The following is a 1,041-nucleotide window of genomic DNA, read 5'->3' as shown; positions in this document are numbered from 1 at the left end:
TCCGCGTTGATGAAGGATCAACATCTCTCCAATTTATTAAGGCGCAAATCTTAGTTTGGTTAACTGAAACGTTAACAGGTGATTTTGACGAGTTGAACTTGATTAACCCGCAAGTCGATTTCATGGCAAAATTAGCCCAGCCAGCTAATAATCCAGCAGGATCACCTTACTACGGTCACGAGTTTAGTGAACGCCAACACGTCTTGGCGCAAAACGCCCAATTCTTGGTCGTTAACCACGCCTACTTGGCGGAATATGCCGCTGAATTGGGTGACAGTATTGATACACCATATTTAATTATTGATGAAGCGCAAAATTTGCCAAATGCAGTCTTAGAACAAAGTCGCCATCAATTACCATTTCAGGTTTGGTTGACCCGTGTTCAGAACGCGACAAATTTGGTTTTGCGCGATAACGAACCTTCAATTGGCATTATTTTGAATCGGTTAGTTGGTGGGCAACAGCTCAAGTCACGTTTTCTACAGAGTCTTGAAGCACTGTCTTCAGAGTTGCCCAAATTACAAGTGGCATTCTACCGTCGTTTCTTGCTAAACGGGCACACACCGGCAACAGAGGGCCATTACGAGGTTGAGCTACCAATTTCTGATTTAGCCCAATTTTGGGTCGACCAAACACATCGTTTGCAAAGCATGCGACAGGCCGTACGTGATTTAGCAGACTCATTGGATTATTTGTTAGCCCAATTTAGTAACACGAAGAACGCCTTCTCACTTAGCGAACGCCAACATCTGGCTGATTTCCGTCGGTTGCTTGAAAGTATTGCGAAATACGAACAACGTCTGACCACTTTCCAACAGGATTTGGTTGATTTCCCAGATGCAAGTGTGTTCTGGTTAACTGAAAATCAAAATCACGATAACAGTAATCTGAAGTTGAGTGGTGGGTTGTTACACACGCTTGATTTCTTTAAAGACAAAGTTTATCCGCATTTCATGCCACCAACCGTGATTGGTGCAACTTTGTTTACTTCAACAAAGTCGGGGTACCTATATGATCGGTTAAATATCGATCGTGAGACGG

Annotated in this window: 1 pseudogene; it reads left to right on the top strand. The window is 43.3% G+C overall.

The features are described from left to right. Positions 1–1,041, top strand: a pseudogene (locus WEIDD23_RS13380) (DNA polymerase III subunit epsilon); the annotation flags it as partial.

It is taken from the genome of Weissella sp. DD23 (assembly GCF_001579105.1).
In the GTDB taxonomy this organism is placed as follows: Bacteria; Bacillota; Bacilli; order Lactobacillales; family Lactobacillaceae; genus Weissella; species Weissella cibaria.
This window is presented reverse-complemented; position numbering and strand designations above follow the sequence as displayed.